Genomic DNA, 13,847 nt, shown 5'->3' on the forward strand with positions numbered 1-13,847 from the left:
TGGGCTTCGAGCGGAGCCCATCACGACACCTCCATTGCCTTGCACCGAGGCGCCGCGCACGAGCGAAAGTGGCTCAGGCTTGGCTCTTCCAGTCATCCGGCAGCACTGACGGCTTGCACCCCATCCATGAACTTTTTCGACGTCACCATCATCGGCGCCGGTGCCGCTGGCCTCTTTTGCGCCGGCATCGCGGGCCAACGCGGCCTGCGTGTCCTGCTGCTGGACCACAGCGCCAAAGTCGCGGAAAAGATCCGCATCTCCGGCGGCGGCCGGGCCAACTTCACAAACCTGGACGTCGGCCCGCGCAACTTCCTGTCCGACAACCCCCACTTCTGCCGCGGAGCGCTGGCGCGCTTCACGCCCAGGCAGTTCATCGCCCTGCTGGAGCGCGACGGCATCGGCTTCCACGAGAAGCACCGAGGCCAATTGTTCTGCGACCGCTCGGCCGAGGACCTGATCGACCTGCTGCTGCGCGAATGCGCAGCCGGCAACGTCACGCGCTGGCAGCCCTGCGCGGTGCACGAGGTGCGCAGCACTGGCGATGCTTGCGCGCGCTACCTGCTGGCGACCGACCGCGGCGAGGTCCAGTCCCATTCCGTGGTGGTCGCGACGGGCGGCCTGTCGATTCCCAAGATCGGCGCCAGCGACTACGGCTACCGCATCGCACGCCAGTTCGGCCTGCGTCTGGTCGAACCGCGGCCGGCACTGGTGCCGCTGACCTTCGACGAGCAGGCGTGGCAGCCTTTTGCACAACTGGCCGGGTTGTCCCTGCCGGTGGACATCGCGACCGGCGAGAAGAAGGCCCGCACCGGTTTCTCGGAAGACCTGCTGTTCACGCACCGCGGCCTCAGCGGCCCCGCCGTGCTGCAGATTTCCAGCTACTGGAAGCCCGGAACGCCGATCGGCATCGACCTGTCGCCCCAGACTGTGTTGCAGCCCACCCTGCAAGAGGCCAAGCTCAGCACCCGCCGCCTGCTTGCCAACGTGCTGGGCGAGCATCTGCCCGCACGCCTGGCCGCGGCCTGGACCGGCGCCGACGCAGCCTGGCAGCGGCCGGTCAACGAGACGACCGACAAGGCGCTCAACGCCCTCGCCAGCAGCCTGCACGCATGGCAGTTGACGCCTACCGGCACCGAGGGCTACCGCAAGGCCGAGGTCACTGCTGGCGGGGTGGACACGCGCGACCTGTCGTCCCAGACCCTGGAGTCGCGCCAGCCAGGCCTGTACTTCATCGGCGAAGTGGTCGATGTAACCGGCTGGCTCGGGGGCTACAACTTCCAATGGGCCTGGTCCAGCGCCTACAGTTGCGCACACGCCCTCGCAGCGCCGTGAATCCACGCTATAATGCCTGGCTAACTCCGGCCTACCCTCAGCGGGCCATATGCTTTTGAGTTGAGGAAACCCCGGCCACGGCTCCCGATCTTGCCCCGGCCAATCAGCCAACGAGATACATGACCACCATCCGCGTTAAAGAAAACGAGCCGTTCGACGTGGCACTGCGCCGCTTCAAGCGCACCATCGAAAAACTGGGCCTGCTGACCGATCTGCGCGCCCGCGAGTTCTACGAGAAGCCGACGGCCGAACGCAAGCGCAAGAAGGCAGCTGCCGTGAAGCGCCACTACAAGCGCGTGCGCAGCATGCAACTGCCCAAGAAGCTGTACTGATCCAGCAGCACCCGACCGGCTCACGGTTGAAGGCCCGCCCTGGTGCATCCAGCGCGGGCTTTTTTCATTCACAGGACTGCACCATGGACCACACCCCGACCCTCAAGGACCGCGTCATCCAAGACATGAAGGACGCCATGCGGGCCAAGGACGCCGAGCGCTTGGCCACCATCCGCCTACTGCTGGCCGCGATGAAGCAAAAGGAAGTGGACGAGCGCGTGACGCTGGACGACGTCGCCGTCGTGGCCATCGTGGACAAGCTGATCAAGCAGCGCAAGGACTCCATCACCGCTTTCGAGCAGGCCGGCCGCCAGGACCTGGCCGACAAGGAAGCCGCCGAGCAGCGCGTGCTGCAGGCCTACTTGCCCGAGCGCATGGACGCCGAGGCCGTGCTGGCCGCCGTGCGCGCGTTGGTGGCCCGGCTTGAGGCCAAGGGCCCCGGCGACATGGGCCGCGTGATGGCCGCCGCCAAGGCTGAACTGGCCGGCAAGGCCGAGATGGCCCAGGTGTCTGCCGCCGTCAAGCAGGCCCTGGCCAGCTGAACTTGCCAAGGTTTACAGGTCTTTGCACACCCGCAGGCGAACCAAAACGCGCCCTCGCGCGTTCTAAGCTGGAAAGGAGGCCCGCCATGGCCGCAAGGATCTGGAGAATTTGGGCCACGGCCGCCATACTGGCATGCGCCGCCGCCGTCAGCCTTCCGGCCGGCGCCCAGCAGGAACCGCCGGGCCGCGCGGCCCGGCTCTCGCAACCCGATGGTGGCGTGCAATGGTCCGGTGCCGGCGGCAACTGGCAGCCCGCCGACCCCAACTGGCCGTTCACGGCTGGCGACAGCATCCGCGTGGCCGCGGGCAGCCGCGCAGAACTCCACGCCGGCGCCCATGCCCTGCGCCTGCAAGGCCCGGCCGAACTGGGCATCGACGCGCTCGACGACAATGACTTGCGCCTGACGCTGCGCCAGGGCAGCCTCAACCTGCGCGTGCGCGACATGGCGCCAGACGAGCGCATGGAGGTCAACACCCAGAACCTGGCCATGCTGGTGGACCGGCCGGGCGAATTCCGTGTCGATCTGGAACCCGGCAGCACGCGCGTGCTGGCACGCGCCGGCACCGCCACGCTGTTTGGCGAGAACGGAGAATCCGCCACGCTCGCCCCCGCCCAGCAGGCCCGCTACGTGGGCCGCAACCTCAGTGCCATCGCCGTCCAGGGCGCCGGCCCGCGCGACGCGCTGGACCAGTGGGCGGCGGACCGCAGTCTGGCCGAGGACCGCTCGCCCAGCGCCCAGTACCTGTCACGCGAAGTGCTGGGTTACCAGGAACTGGACACGCACGGCGAATGGAGCAGCACCGTGGAGTACGGCACCGTCTGGTATCCGCGCACCACGATCGCGAACTGGGAACCCTACCGCCACGGCCAGTGGCGCTGGGTCGACCCCTGGGGCTGGACCTGGTTCGACGACGCGCGCTGGGGTTTTGCGCCCTTCCACTATGGCCGCTGGGTGCAGATCGGCCCGCGCTGGGCCTGGGTGCCCGGGCCGCGCGGACCGCGGCAGCTCTATGCGCCTGCACTGGTCGGCTTTGCCGGCACGCCGGCACCGCGGCCGCCGAACTTCAACCGCCACCGCACACCGGGCACGGACTGGTTCCCGCTGGCCCCCGGCCAGCCTTGGCGCCCCGGTTTCGGCGGCGGCCCGCGCGACCCGGGCCACGGCAACCTGGGCCTGCCGCCACCAGCGCCCCTGCGCAACACCCTGCGCGAGCGCCCGCCAGGATCGACCATCGCCACACCAGCGCCCGGCTTCCAAGGCGGACGCGCCGACCAAGAGCGCCGCGACCGCTGGCAGCGCGACCATCAAGAGTGGCAGCAGCAACGGCGCCAGCAGCAGCAGGACCAGAACCGCAACGAGATGCGCCAGGCCCATGAGCAGATCCGCCAGGAGCAGGCGCAACGCCAGGACCAGATGCAACAGCAGCAACGCGCCTTGCAGGAGCAGCAGATGCGCCAGATGCGCCAATTGCGCCAGCAGCAAGACCCGCAACAGCGTCAGCTGCAGGAGCCCCAACGCCAGCAGGAGCGCTTCATGCGTGATCAACGCGACCAACGTGACCATTCGGAGCGCCGCGAACAGCGCGAGCAGCGCCAGGATCGGCCACAGCCGCCGCGCGCCGCCCCGCCACAAGACCTGCGCCAGCCGTCCGGTGAACGCGGCGGCCGCTTCGGCAACCGCGACTAGCTGCCGGCCACCTTCATGCGCTCGACCAACACCGAGCCCACCGTCTTCGCACCGTAGTTGTAGGCATCGGCACCCACGGCGATGATGCCCTGGAACATGTCCTTGAGGTTGCCGGCGATGGTGATTTCCTCGACCGGATGGACGATCTGGCCGTTCTCGACCCAGAAGCCGCTGGCGCCGCGCGAGTAGTCGCCCGTCACGTAGTTCACGCCCTGGCCCATGAGCTCGGTCACGAACAGGCCGCGTCCGAGCTTGCGCAGCATGGCGTCGAGGTCGTCGCCGGGCTGGGTCAGGCGCGACTGCAGCACCAGGTTGTGCGAACCGCCGGCATTGCCGGTGGTGCGCATGCCCAGTTTGCGCGCCGAGTAGGTGGACAGGAAGTAGCCCTGCACGCGACCCGCGTCCACGACCTTGCGTGGCGCCACGCGCACGCCTTCTTCGTCGAATGGCGAGCTGCCCTTGCCGCGTAGCACAAAGGGGTCTTCGAGCAGATCGATGTGCTCGGGGAACACGGCTTTGCCCAGCGCATCGAGCAGGAAACTGCTGCGCCGGTACAGCGCGCCGCCACTGACGGCCTGCACGAAGCCGCCCACCAGCCCAGCCGCCAGCGGCGACTCGAACAGCACGGGGCATTCGACCGTCTTGATCTTGCGCGCTTTCAGGCGCGACAACGCACGCTCGGCGGCGTAGCGCCCCACGGCCTCCGGCGAGGCCAGTTCCTCGGCATTGCGCATCGAGCTGTACCAGGCATCGCGCTGCATTTGCGCGCCACGGCCCGCGATCGGAGCGACCGAGATCGAATGCCGCGAACTCGCGTAGCCGCCGCGAAAGCCCGAGCTGTGGCCCGTGAAAAAGTGCGACTGCTGAGCCGAGACACCCGCGCCCTCGCTGTTGGTGATGCGCTTGTCGGTCGCGAAGGCCGCGGCCTCGCAGCGCAGCGCCAGCGCGGCCGCGCCCTCGGAGTCGATGTCCCAGGGATGGAACAGGTCGAGGTCGGGCTGTTCGGTCGCCATGTCCTGCGGATCCGGCAGGCCGGCTGCCGGATCCTCGGCCGTGAAGCGCGCGATGTCGAACGCGGCCTGCACGGTCTGGCGGATCGCCGCGGGTGAGAAGTCCGACGTGCTGGCATTGCCACGGCGCTTGCCGGCATAGACCGTCACGCCCAGCGACTTGTCGCGGTTGCGCTCTACGTTCTCGAGCTCACCCTTGCGCACCGACACCGACAGGCCACAGCCTTCCGAGGCCTCGGCACCGGCATCGGTGGCGCCGATCTTCCTGGCATGGGCCAGGGCCTGCTCCACGAGTTCCTGGAAAAACGGACGGCTGTAGCTGAAGCCGGCCGCGGCAGCTTGGGAAGATGCATTCATGTTGCCGGCTATGATACCGGCCGCACCGGCTTGGCCCGGCCGCCCGGGCAGCATCCCTGCCCCCACCCTTCCCCACCGTTTCTCCATGTCGCGCAAACCCAAAAAAGGCTATTTCGTGCGGGGCCAGTTCGTCGCCGAAGGCAGCGCACTGGACCTGGAACTCAAGGCCGAACTCAAAGGCACGGACGGCGCCAGCCGCACCGACATGAAGCGCGAGAGCGACGCACTGCAGGATCTGGGCGAGGAATTGCTGACCCTGCGCGCCGACCGGCTCGCGCAGCTGGGCCTGCCCGACAAGCTGACCGAGGCCCTGGCCGAGCTGCGCCGCATCACCAACTTCGAAGGCCGGCGCCGCCAGGCGCAGTTCGTCGGCAAGCTCATGCGCAAGCTCGACGAAGACACAGTGGACCAGGCCCGCGCGGCGCTGGCCGAGCAGCGCCGCGGCCCGGCGCGCGAGGCCGCCCTGCTGCACCACACCGAGCAATGGCGCACGCTGCTGCTGGAAGGCGACGAGGCCCTGGCGCGCTGGATGGCCCAGTACCCCGATACCGACGCCCAACAGCTGCGCTCGCTCGTGCGCCAGGCCCGCAAGGACGCCGTGCCAGAGAAGCCCGGCCTGGCACCGCGCCACGGCCGCGCCTACCGTGAGATCTTCCAGTTGCTGCGCGAGCAGCTGAACGAGCCAGACGGCGCGATGCCCGAAGGAGAAGACGATGGCGAATGAAGCTGCACGCATCGGCCTGGTCTCCATCAGCGACCGCGCCTCGGCCGGCGTCTACGAAGACAAGGGCCTGCCCGCGCTGCGCGACTGGCTGGTCCGTGCGCTGCGAAACCCGCTCACTTTCGAGGAACGCCTGATCCCCGACGAGCAGGCGGGCATCAGCGCCACGCTCATCGAACTGGTCGACGCCGGCTGCAGCCTCGTGCTGACCACGGGCGGCACCGGCCCTGCGCCACGCGACGTCACGCCCGAGGCCACACTGGCCGTGGCCGAGAAGGAGTTGCCGGGCTTCGGCGAGCAGATGCGCCAGATCGGCCTGCGCTTCGTGCCCACGTCCATCCTGTCGCGCCAGGTCGCCGTGGTGCGCGGGCGCTGCCTGATCGTCAACCTGCCGGGCCAGCCCAAGGCGATCCAGGAAACGCTGGAAGGCCTCAAGGACGCGCAGGGGGCGCAACTCGTGCCCGGCATCTTCGCGGCCGTGCCCTACTGCATCGACCTGATCGGCGGCCCCTACCTGGAAACCGACGACACGGTCTGCGCCGCGTTCCGCCCCAAGTCGGCGCGGCGCCCGCCGGCCGCCTGACGCAGCGGCCTACTTGCCGATCAGCTGCGCAAGCTTCTCGGCCTCGAAGCACTCGGAGCGCGCCGCATCGCGCGGCACGCAATCGCCCTGCTTGTGCTGCCGCGACAGCTGCTCGACGGCCTTCCAGAGCAGTGCGATCTGGTGGTCCTGCGCGGCCGTGCTGTCGATCAGCCCGCGCATGGCCTGGCTCAGCGGATCGTCCTCGGGCGTGACGCCGTAGGCCGAGAAGCGCGGCGTGGACATCGCCGCATCACCCGTGTTCTCACCCTTGGGCATGATGATGCGCGCCGGAATGCCCACCGCCGTGGCACCGGCCGGCACGGGCTTGATGACCACCGCGTTCGAACCAATCTTGGCGCCGTCGCCCACGACGAAGCCACCCAGCACCTTGGCCCCGGCGCTGACCACCACGTCGCGGCCCAGCGTCGGGTGGCGCTTGGTGCCCTTGTAGAGCGAGGTGCCACCCAACGTGACGCCTTGGTAGATCGTGCAGCCATCGCCGATCTCGGCCGTCTCGCCGACCACCACGCCCATGGCATGGTCGAAGAACACGCGCTCACCGATCTTGGCGCCCGGATGGATCTCGATGCCCGTGAGCCAGCGCGACAGCTGCGAGGTTGCCCGCCCCAGCCACTTGAAGCCATGGTTCCAGAACCAGTGCGCACGCCGGTGCAGGATCAGCGCGTGGATGCCCGGATAACAGGTCAACACCTCCCAGCCACTGCGCGCGGCAGGGTCGCGCTCGAGGATGCAACGGATGTCGGTGCGCAGGCGGGCGAAAAACATCGGGCGAGTCTAGCGATTTGCCTGTTCCGCTGCTTTGAGCATGGCCTTGGCGACGCCGCGCAGGATGTGGATCTCCTCGGGGCTGGGCTGGGCGCGGTTGAACAGCTGGTTCAGCCGCGGCATGAGCTTCTTGGGTGCGGCCGGATCCAGGTAGTCGAGCGCGACCAGGGCCTCGCGCCAGTGCTCCAGCATGCCGTTCAGCTGGCGCGCATCGGCCGGCTGGTGCTCGGCCGTGCTGGACTCCACCGCGTAGCCGCCCAGCGCCTGGCGCCATTCATAGGCCACAACCTGGATCGCCGCGCCCAGGTTCAGCGAGCCGAACTGCGGGTTGGTCGGGATGCTCATGGCCACGTGGCAGCGGTAGACGTCCTCATTGGCCATGCCGAAGCGCTCGGAGCCGAACAGGAAGGCCACGCCGCCGGGCCGGGGGGCGTCCGGGGCCAGCAGGGCCTCGAAGTGCGGCCGCGGCGCGCGCGTGGGCGGGCCGAAGTCGCGCGGCGTCATGGCCGTGGCGCATAGATGGTCCATGCCGTCCAGCGCTTCGTCCAGCGTCTCGACGATGCGCGCCTTCTCCAGCACGTCGAGCGCGCCGCTCGCGCGCTGGATGGTTTCCTGGCGCCGCAGCACGTTGGGCCAGCGCGGCGCGACCAGCACCAGGTCATCGAAACCCATGACCTTCATGGCGCGCGCGGCGGCGCCCACATTGCCGGCATGGCTGGTGCGGATCAGGACAAAACGGGTGCGCATGGCGTCAATGGCTGAAGCATCGGTAAAATCCCGCAATTCTCGCCGGCCTGATCGCAGACCGCCCCGTTCGCTCCTCTTCACAAACCATGTCGTTCAACCAGCACCCCATGCTCAATGTGGCCGTCAAGGCCGCTCGCGCCGCCGGCGCCATCATCAACCGCGCCGCGCTCGACGTCGAGGCCGTGCGGATCTCGCAAAAGCAGGTGAACGACTTCGTGACGGAGATCGACCAGGCCAGCGAGGCCATCATCATCCAGACGCTGCTGGAGGCCTATCCAGGCCACGGCATCCTGGCCGAGGAATCTGGCTCCGAGCATGGCGCCAAGGATTCCGAGTTCGTCTGGATCATCGATCCGCTGGACGGCACCACCAACTTCATCCACGGCTTCCCGTTCTACTGCGTGAGCATCGCGCTGGCCGTCAAGGGCCGCATCGAACAGGCCGTGGTCTACGACCCCACGCGCAACGACCTGTTCACGGCCACGCGCGGCCGCGGCGCCTACCTGAATGACCGCCGCATCCGCGTCTCGCGCCGCACCCGTTTGGGCGAGTGCCTGATCTCCACGGGCTTCCCGTTCCGTCCAGGCGACAACTTCAAGGAATACATGTCCATGATGGGCGACGTGATGCAGCGCACCGCCGGCATCCGCCGTCCTGGCGCCGCCGCGCTGGACCTGGCCTATGTGGCGGCCGGCTACACCGACGGCTTCTTCGAGAAGGGCCTGTCGCCCTGGGACGCCGCCGCGGGCTCGCTGCTCGTGACCGAGGCCGGCGGCCTGATCGGCAACCTGTCGGGCGAGGCCGATTTCCTGGACCAGAAGGAATGCCTGGCCGCCAACCCGAAGATTTACGGCCTGCTGATCGGCCTAGTCGGCAAGTACAGCAAGTTCGCCAGTGCTGGCGAGAAGGCCGGCGTGCGCCAGAAGCTCACGCTGTCAGACAGTGCGCCGGCCGACGACAAGGCGGGCACGACGGACGGCGAAGCCGCTGACGACAAGCGCGAAGCCTAAGAGCGACGACAGAACGGCTCAGGAGCCCGCAAACAGATGACGCAGCATGCCAAGGAAGTTGCCGAAGGGCAGGAGATCCACTGGCCGCAAGAGATGCGAGCCGTCTCGCTTCCTTGGCATCGACACAGACCTTGAACGACTGTGCGGCGCGCTTGTTGATGTGGCGCCATTTTTCCCGCTGAAGTGCCTTGGGCGATTGCCAGTACGGCTGCCATTGATGCGGAATTGACGCAACACCGCGGACTGGTCAGCCAATCAGGCGCAACCGCGAAGAATCTGGATCGACAGAAAATCAAAAAGCCTCGTAAATCATCGATTTACGAGGCTTTCAATTGGTGGGCGGTGCAGGCTTCGAACCTGCGACCCCTGCCGTGTGAAGGCAGTGCTCTACCCCTGAGCTAACCGCCCTGAATCTTGTTCAGGAAAGCCTGTGATTATGCCATAGATTTTTCGGCCGTCCGCCAAATTGTTTTTCCACCGGTCGATTTGTCGAGCTGGGCGAGCACGGCCTCGTGCGCAACAACCTCTTCCTCGCTCGCGACCAACACCGGCAGCACGATGCTGGACAAGTCGATGCGCGGCACTTCATTGGTGGTGACGGCCTCGTCGGTAGGCTCGACCTCGATCAACAACGCATCCTGCCCGCGCGTCATGTTGATGTAGACGTCGGCCAGCAACTCGGCATCGAGCAAGGCGCCGTGCAAGGTGCGGCCCGAGTTGTCGACCTCCAGGCGGCCGCACAGCGCGTCGAGCGAGTTGCGCTTGCCCGGGAACATCTCCTTGGCCATCACCAGCGAGTCGACCACGTTGTCGACGATGCCCGTGATGGGGCCGCGGCCCAGCAACTCGAGCTCCTTGTTCAGGAAGCCCACGTCGAACGGCGCGTTGTGGATGATGATCTCGGCGCCCTGCAGGTAGTGCAGCAGCTCGTCGGCGACCTCGGCGAACTTGGGCTTGTCGCGCAGGAACTCGTTGCTGATGCCGTGCACCTTGAGCGCATCCTCGTGGCTGTCACGCTCGGGGTTCAGGTAGAAGTGCTTGTTGTTGCCTGTGAGCTTGCGGTTGAGCAGCTCCACGCAGCCGATCTCGATGATGCGGTCGCCGGTGGCGGCCGACAGGCCCGTGGTTTCGGTGTCGAGGACGATCTGGCGCATCAGTGGTTCTCGCGTGCGTGGTTGATCGTGTACTTGGGGATCTCGACCGTGAGGTCGTCCTTGCCCAACATGACCTGGCAGGACAGGCGCGACTGCGGCTCCAGGCCCCAGGCCTTGTCGAGCAGGTCCTCTTCCTCTTCCTCGGGCTCTTCGAGGGTGCTGTAGCCCTGACGCACGATCACGTGGCAGGTTGTACAGGCGCAGCTCATGTCGCAGGCGTGCTCGATGGCAATGCCGTTGTCCAGCAGCGCTTCGCAGACGCTGGTTCCGGGTGCCGCGCGCACCTCGGCGCCGGCCGGACAGAACTCTGGATGGGGGAGTATCTTGATGACGGGCATGGGATCAGACGGATTCGATGTTCTTGCCGGACAGGGCATTGCGGATGCCGGCGTTCATGCGCAGGGCGGCGAAAGCCTCCGTGCCCTTGGCAAGGCCTTCGGTGGCGGCGGTCATCGCCTGCGCCTGGTCAGCCGCACGCGCTGTTTGCGCGACGACGATCAAAGCGTCGATGGCGGCGCGCTCCGGTGCCGGCAGCAGATCGCCATCGGCCTCCAGCGCGCTATGCGTGGCCAGCAGCATGCGGTCAAGCTCGACGCGGGCTTCGACCAGTGCGCGGGCCTGCATGTCCTGGCCAGCGGTGCTGAAGCTGTCCTGCAGCATGCGCGCGATCTCGTCGTCGCTGAGGCCGTAGGAGGGCTTCACGTCCACACTGGCCTCCACGCCACTGCCCTGCTCGCGCGCGCTGACGGTCAAGAGGCCATCGGCATCGACCGTGAAGGTGACGCGGATGCGCGCGGCGCCGGCCGCCATCGGCGGGATGCCGCGCAACACGAAGCGCGCCAGGCTGCGGCAATCGGCCACGAGGTCGCGCTCACCCTGCACGACATGCAGTGCCAGCGCAGTCTGGCCGTCCTGGTAGGTCGTGAAGTCCTGCGCCATCGCGGTCGGGATGGTCTGGTTGCGCGGCACGATGCGCTCGACCAGGCCGCCCATCGTCTCGATGCCCAGCGACAGCGGGATCACGTCCAGCAGCAGCAGGTCGGCCGCGCCGCTGTTGCCAGCGAGCTGGTCGGCCTGGATCGCCGCACCCAGCGCGACGACCTCGTCGGGGTTCAGGTTGGTCAGCGGCGGCTTGCCGAAGAAGGCCTCGACCGCGCGGCGCACCTGCGGCATGCGCGTGGCGCCACCAACCAGCACCGTGCCCTGCACGTCGGCCGGACTTAGCTTGGCGTCGCGCAGGGCCTTGCGCACAGCCGCCATGGTGCGGGCCGTCAGGGCCGCCGTGCTGGCCTCGAAGTCGGCGCGGGTCACGTCCACGGCCAGCTCGCGTTCGCCCAGCTGCACGCGCAGCGTGGTGCTGTCCTGGTCCGTGAGGTGCTCCTTGGCCGCACGCGCAGCCCGGCGCAACGCCACCTGCTGCCGCGCGCCCTCGGCCTGCACGCCTCCGGCGTGCTGGGCCCAGTCGGCCAGCGCGTGGTCGTAATCATCGCCGCCCAGCGCGGAATCGCCGCCGGCCGCGATGACCTCGAACACGCCGCGCGACAGGCGCAGGATGGAGATGTCGAAGGTGCCGCCGCCCAGGTCGTAGACGGCATAGACGCCCTCGGCCGCGTTGTCCAGGCCGTAGGCGATCGCGGCAGCCGTGGGCTCGTTGATCAGGCGCAGCACATGGATGCCGGCCAACTGGGCCGCGTCCTTGGTGGCTTGGCGCTGGGCATCGTCGAAGTAGGCGGGCACCGTGATCACGGCGCCGTGCAGGTCATCGTTGAAGCTGTCTTCGGCACGGAACCGCAGCGTGGCCAGGATCTCGGCACTGACCTCCACGGGCGTCTTGGGGCCGGCCGCGGTCTCGATGCGTAGCATGCCGGCACCGTCACCGGCGGCAAGGCTGTAGGGCAAGCCTGCAGCGGCAGCATCGGCCGAGCCACGGCCCATAAGCCGCTTGACGGATGCAATGGTGTTCGCGGGGTCGCTCGTCTGCGCGGCCAGCGCCTCATGACCGATCTGGCGGCCAGGACCATCGGCGGACGGCGCGAGGTAGCGCACCACCGAGGGCAGGATCACGCGGCCTTGCTCGTCGGGCAGGCACTCGGCCACGCCATTGCGCACGGCAGCCACGAGCGAATGCGTGGTGCCCAGGTCGATGCCGACGGCGATGCGGCGCTGGTGGGGATCGGGGGAGAAGCCGGGTTCGGAAATCTGTAGGAGCGCCATGGTTTCATTGTCCCCCGGAAGCAGCGCCCCCTTCGGCCGCACTGGCATCGCGCTTGTCGTCCACGCTGGCCTGCAGACGCTCGATGAACATCAGCGCGCGCACTTCGGCCGCGGCCGCCGCGAAGTTGCCCGCTTCGTCCAGAAGTTGCGCGCAGCGCGCCAAGCCCTGGGCATGGGTGACCGCCAGTTCGCGGTCCAGCGCGTCGAAGTCCTGCGCGCTGCGCGCCTCGTCGAGCTGCTCGTGCCACGCCATCTGCTGCATCAGGAAGGCCGGCGGCATCTTGGTGTTGCCGTGCACGTCGACAGGCGCACCGTTCAGCTCGCACAGATACGCCGCACGCCGCAGCGGGTCGCGCAGGCGCTGCCAGGCTTCGTTGATGCGCACCGACCACTGCATGGCCACGCGCTGCGCGGCGGCGCCCTGGGCGCTGAAGCGGTCGGGATGGGCCTCGCGCTGCAAGGCCTTCCAGCGCTGCTGCAAGGCATCCAGGTCCTGCGCGAAGCGGGCCGGTACATCGAACAGTTCGAAATCGGTGGACTGCAGGTTCATGGTCACGGTGCGCGCAGGCGGCGCACCCAAGAAAAAACCGCCATCACGCAGTGCGCCATGGCGGTTGCCGGGATGGAACGTGGTTCAGACGCGGAAGCTCTCGCCGCAACCGCACTTGTCGCGCTCGTTGGGGTTCTCGAAGCGAAAGCCCTCGTTCAAGCCTTCGCGCACGAAGTCGAGCTTGGTGCCGTCCAAGTAGGCCAGGCTCTTGGGATCGACCAGCACCTTGATGCCGTGCTCTTCGAACACCAAGTCTTCGGGCGCGGCTTCGTCCACATACTCAAGTTTGTAGGCGAGACCCGAGCAGCCCGTGGTCTTGACGCCCAGGCGCACCCCGACGCCCTTGCCGCGCTTGCTCAGGTAGCGGTTGACATGGCGGGCTGCCGCCTCGGTCAAGGTCACGGCCATGGTCAGTGGGTGCGCTTCTTGCGGTAGTCGTCCACGGCGGCTTTGATCGCGTCCTCGGCCAGGATGGAACAGTGGATCTTGACCGGCGGCAGCGCCAGTTCTTCGGCGATCTGGCTGTTCTTGAGCGCAGCGGCCTCGTCCAGCGTCTTGCCCTTGACCCACTCGGTCACGAGCGAAGACGACGCGATGGCAGAGCCACAACCGTAGGTCTTGAAGCGCGCATCCTCGATCACGCCGGTCTGCGGGTTCACCTTGATCTGCAGCTTCATCACGTCGCCGCAAGCCGGTGCGCCGACCATGCCAGTACCGATGGAATCGTCGCCCTTGTCGAAGGAGCCGACGTTGCGCGGGTTCTCGTAGTGGTCTACGACCTTGTCCGAATAAGCCATGGTTCTCTCACTCTGTGTGTTGCG

16 protein-coding genes and 1 tRNA gene are annotated in these 13,847 nt (G+C 67.7%); 7 read left to right on the forward strand and 10 right to left on the reverse strand.

What is annotated here, in order from left to right:
- The first annotated feature begins 126 nt into the window (after window positions 1–126).
- The 4 genes from ASF45_RS01680 (at window position 127) to ASF45_RS01695 (ending at window position 3,894) form a co-directional block, all read left to right on the forward strand.
- On the forward strand, window positions 127–1,332 hold the full coding sequence (locus ASF45_RS01680; RefSeq protein ID WP_056655912.1) for an NAD(P)/FAD-dependent oxidoreductase: 1,206 nt from the start codon (window positions 127–129) through the stop codon (window positions 1,330–1,332).
- A 119-nt stretch (window positions 1,333–1,451) separates the two neighbouring features.
- A complete protein-coding gene (rpsU, locus tag ASF45_RS01685; protein ID WP_007833691.1) occupies window positions 1,452–1,664 on the forward strand; it encodes a 30S ribosomal protein S21 in 213 nt (70 codons plus the stop codon).
- An 83-nt stretch (window positions 1,665–1,747) separates the two neighbouring features.
- Window positions 1,748–2,206 (forward strand): GatB/YqeY domain-containing protein, encoded by a 459-nt coding sequence (locus tag ASF45_RS01690; protein WP_056655915.1) that lies wholly within the window; start codon window positions 1,748–1,750, stop codon window positions 2,204–2,206.
- Window positions 2,207–2,292: 86 nt separating this feature from the next.
- Window positions 2,293–3,894: a DUF6600 domain-containing protein gene (locus tag ASF45_RS01695; RefSeq protein ID WP_056655917.1), complete on the forward strand. Its 1,602-nt coding sequence runs from the start codon at window positions 2,293–2,295 to the stop codon at window positions 3,892–3,894.
- Here the strand turns inward: ASF45_RS01695 and pmbA are convergent.
- Window positions 3,891–5,261 (reverse strand): metalloprotease PmbA, encoded by a 1,371-nt coding sequence (gene pmbA / locus ASF45_RS01700; protein WP_056657391.1) that lies wholly within the window; start codon window positions 5,259–5,261, stop codon window positions 3,891–3,893. The two genes, ASF45_RS01695 and pmbA, sit on opposite strands and share 4 nt — an antisense overlap.
- A gap of 85 nt (window positions 5,262–5,346) precedes the next feature.
- On the opposite strand from pmbA, the gene yjgA reads away from it, so the two are divergent.
- Both yjgA and mog read left to right on the forward strand, forming a co-directional pair.
- Window positions 5,347–5,985, forward strand: coding sequence for a ribosome biogenesis factor YjgA (yjgA, locus tag ASF45_RS01705; RefSeq protein WP_056655922.1), 639 nt, complete (start codon window positions 5,347–5,349; stop codon window positions 5,983–5,985).
- Complete coding sequence (gene mog / locus ASF45_RS01710; RefSeq protein WP_056655924.1) at window positions 5,975–6,565, forward strand: molybdopterin adenylyltransferase; 591 nt, start codon at window positions 5,975–5,977, stop codon at window positions 6,563–6,565. Before yjgA ends, mog begins: the two co-directional genes overlap by 11 nt.
- Window positions 6,566–6,574: 9 nt before the next feature.
- Here mog and cysE read toward each other — a convergent pair whose 3' ends face one another.
- Both cysE and ASF45_RS01720 read right to left on the reverse strand, forming a co-directional pair.
- Window positions 6,575–7,351, reverse strand: coding sequence for a serine O-acetyltransferase (gene cysE / locus ASF45_RS01715; RefSeq protein WP_056655927.1), 777 nt, complete (start codon window positions 7,349–7,351; stop codon window positions 6,575–6,577).
- Between the two features lie 9 nt (window positions 7,352–7,360).
- Entirely contained in the window at window positions 7,361–8,098 is a 738-nt protein-coding gene (locus ASF45_RS01720; protein WP_056655930.1) for an RNA methyltransferase, read from the reverse strand.
- Between the two features lie 86 nt (window positions 8,099–8,184).
- Here ASF45_RS01720 and ASF45_RS01725 point away from each other — a divergent pair, with 86 nt between their 5' ends.
- Complete coding sequence (locus tag ASF45_RS01725) at window positions 8,185–9,108, forward strand: inositol monophosphatase family protein (RefSeq protein WP_056655934.1); 924 nt, start codon at window positions 8,185–8,187, stop codon at window positions 9,106–9,108.
- Between the two features lie 333 nt (window positions 9,109–9,441).
- Here the strand turns inward: ASF45_RS01725 and ASF45_RS01730 are convergent.
- The 7 genes from ASF45_RS01730 to iscU form a co-directional block, all read right to left on the reverse strand.
- Window positions 9,442–9,516, reverse strand: a tRNA-Val gene (locus tag ASF45_RS01730).
- A 26-nt stretch (window positions 9,517–9,542) separates the two neighbouring features.
- Window positions 9,543–10,265 (reverse strand): DNA polymerase III subunit epsilon, encoded by a 723-nt coding sequence (dnaQ, locus tag ASF45_RS01735; RefSeq protein ID WP_056655938.1) that lies wholly within the window; start codon window positions 10,263–10,265, stop codon window positions 9,543–9,545.
- On the reverse strand, window positions 10,262–10,600 hold the full coding sequence (fdx, locus tag ASF45_RS01740) for an ISC system 2Fe-2S type ferredoxin (RefSeq protein WP_056655940.1): 339 nt from the start codon (window positions 10,598–10,600) through the stop codon (window positions 10,262–10,264). The genes dnaQ and fdx overlap by 4 nt, the downstream gene beginning before the upstream one ends.
- 4 nt (window positions 10,601–10,604) lie before the next feature.
- The gene (hscA, locus tag ASF45_RS01745) at window positions 10,605–12,476 is read right to left on the reverse strand and encodes a Fe-S protein assembly chaperone HscA (RefSeq protein ID WP_056655943.1); all 1,872 of its coding nucleotides are present in this window, start codon (window positions 12,474–12,476) and stop codon (window positions 10,605–10,607) included.
- A 4-nt stretch (window positions 12,477–12,480) separates the two neighbouring features.
- On the reverse strand, window positions 12,481–13,026 hold the full coding sequence (gene hscB / locus ASF45_RS01750; protein ID WP_056657393.1) for a Fe-S protein assembly co-chaperone HscB: 546 nt from the start codon (window positions 13,024–13,026) through the stop codon (window positions 12,481–12,483).
- Between the two features lie 84 nt (window positions 13,027–13,110).
- Window positions 13,111–13,434, reverse strand: a complete 324-nt coding sequence (gene iscA / locus ASF45_RS01755; RefSeq protein WP_056655945.1) for an iron-sulfur cluster assembly protein IscA — start codon at window positions 13,432–13,434, stop codon at window positions 13,111–13,113.
- A gap of 2 nt (window positions 13,435–13,436) precedes the next feature.
- Window positions 13,437–13,823 carry a Fe-S cluster assembly scaffold IscU gene (gene iscU / locus ASF45_RS01760; RefSeq protein ID WP_056655948.1) on the reverse strand — a complete coding sequence of 129 codons (387 nt, stop codon included), beginning with the start codon at window positions 13,821–13,823 and terminating at the stop codon, window positions 13,437–13,439.
- Window positions 13,824–13,847: the final 24 nt, after the last annotated feature.

This window comes from Pseudorhodoferax sp. Leaf265 (assembly GCF_001422365.1).
Lineage (GTDB): Bacteria > Pseudomonadota > Gammaproteobacteria > Burkholderiales > Burkholderiaceae_C > Pseudorhodoferax.

Excerpts from the sequence above, each read along its gene's own strand:
- ASF45_RS01680 (WP_056655912.1), top strand. The coding sequence starts at position 127 with ATGAACTTTTTCGACGTCACCATCATCGGCGCCGGTGCCGCTGGCCTC.
- rpsU (WP_007833691.1), top strand. The coding sequence starts at position 1,452 with ATGACCACCATCCGCGTTAAAGAAAACGAGCCGTTCGACGTGGCACTG.
- ASF45_RS01690 (WP_056655915.1), top strand. The coding sequence starts at position 1,748 with ATGGACCACACCCCGACCCTCAAGGACCGCGTCATCCAAGACATGAAG.
- ASF45_RS01695 (WP_056655917.1), top strand. The coding sequence starts at position 2,293 with ATGGCCGCAAGGATCTGGAGAATTTGGGCCACGGCCGCCATACTGGCA.
- pmbA (WP_056657391.1), bottom strand. The coding sequence starts at position 5,261 with ATGAATGCATCTTCCCAAGCTGCCGCGGCCGGCTTCAGCTACAGCCGT.
- yjgA (WP_056655922.1), top strand. The coding sequence starts at position 5,347 with ATGTCGCGCAAACCCAAAAAAGGCTATTTCGTGCGGGGCCAGTTCGTC.
- mog (WP_056655924.1), top strand. The coding sequence starts at position 5,975 with ATGGCGAATGAAGCTGCACGCATCGGCCTGGTCTCCATCAGCGACCGC.
- cysE (WP_056655927.1), bottom strand. The coding sequence starts at position 7,351 with ATGTTTTTCGCCCGCCTGCGCACCGACATCCGTTGCATCCTCGAGCGC.
- ASF45_RS01720 (WP_056655930.1), bottom strand. The coding sequence starts at position 8,098 with ATGCGCACCCGTTTTGTCCTGATCCGCACCAGCCATGCCGGCAATGTG.
- ASF45_RS01725 (WP_056655934.1), top strand. The coding sequence starts at position 8,185 with ATGTCGTTCAACCAGCACCCCATGCTCAATGTGGCCGTCAAGGCCGCT.
- fdx (WP_056655940.1), bottom strand. The coding sequence starts at position 10,600 with ATGCCCGTCATCAAGATACTCCCCCATCCAGAGTTCTGTCCGGCCGGC.
- hscA (WP_056655943.1), bottom strand. The coding sequence starts at position 12,476 with ATGGCGCTCCTACAGATTTCCGAACCCGGCTTCTCCCCCGATCCCCAC.
- hscB (WP_056657393.1), bottom strand. The coding sequence starts at position 13,026 with ATGAACCTGCAGTCCACCGATTTCGAACTGTTCGATGTACCGGCCCGC.
- iscA (WP_056655945.1), bottom strand. The coding sequence starts at position 13,434 with ATGGCCGTGACCTTGACCGAGGCGGCAGCCCGCCATGTCAACCGCTAC.
- iscU (WP_056655948.1), bottom strand. The coding sequence starts at position 13,823 with ATGGCTTATTCGGACAAGGTCGTAGACCACTACGAGAACCCGCGCAAC.